The 995-nt window shown below is 51.9% G+C and carries 1 tRNA gene and 1 rRNA gene; both read left to right on the forward strand.

Annotation, left to right across the window (positions count from 1 at the left end):
- Positions 1–3 precede the first annotated feature (3 nt).
- Positions 4–79, forward strand: a tRNA-Ala gene (locus tag X744_RS139795).
- A gap of 569 nt (positions 80–648) precedes the next feature.
- Positions 649–995: ribosomal RNA gene (locus tag X744_RS139790) — 23S ribosomal RNA — on the forward strand; the annotation flags it as partial.

The raw sequence follows: 995 nt of genomic DNA on the forward strand, positions 1-995 counted from the left end.
TCAGGGGCCGTAGCTCAGCTGGGAGAGCGCCTGCTTTGCAAGCAGGATGTCGTCGGTTCGATCCCGTCCGGCTCCACCACTTTCTTGTCTTTGGGACGAAGAAGGGGCGTCGAGTAAAGGTGAGAGAAAAAGTCATTCGTAAAACGAGTTTGCGGCGAGCGCTTAGCTCTCCGCCTGTTCTGTTTGACATCGTAAAGAGAAGATTTGTTCGAACTTCATGAGCCGCAAGGGTCATGATTTGTCGCAAGGGACGCTCAATCCCTTGCATATGATGGGTTTGCCTAACCGCACCCTCGAACCGATCTCGAGAAGCTGGTCTTTTTGTGCCAATGACATCNTGTTTGACATCGTAAAGAGAAGATTTGTTCGAACTTCATGAGCCGAAAGGTTCGTGATTTGTCGCGGGAGACGCTCAATCTCCCGCATATGATGGGTTTGCCTAACCGCACCCTCGAACCGATCTCGAGAAGCTGGTCTTTTTGTGCCAATGACATCAAGCCGGGTCCTGCACAGGATTTGGCTGACGCGACGATCTCTTTGAGATCGCGTGGCGACAATCCCTTCGGGATTGCGCGGATGCCGATCCCGCAAGGGGGAGGCTGAAGCGACAATCCTTCGGATTGCGCGATGGGTATTGGCAATGAGAACGATCAAGTGTCTTAAGGGCAATTGGTGGATGCCTTGGCATGCACAGGCGATGAAGGACGTGATACGCTGCGATAAGCTACAGATCGGAAGAGCACNAGCTACGGGGAGGTGCGAATACCCTTTGATCCGTAGATTTCCGAATGGGGAAACCCACCTAAGGTGCTTGGAAAATCAGAGTAGCAGGGATGCGACGATCTCTCTGAGATCGTGCCGTCTTGCTGCTGTGGTTTCCAAGTATCTGTTATAGGTAACTTATCCTGAATACATAGGGATAAAGTGGCGAACGCGGGGAACTGAAACATCTAAGTACCCGTAGGAAAGGACATCAACCGAGACTCCGGAAGTAG

This window comes from Mesorhizobium sp. LNHC252B00 (genome assembly GCF_000502955.1).
In the GTDB taxonomy this organism is placed as follows: domain Bacteria; phylum Pseudomonadota; class Alphaproteobacteria; order Rhizobiales; family Rhizobiaceae; genus Mesorhizobium.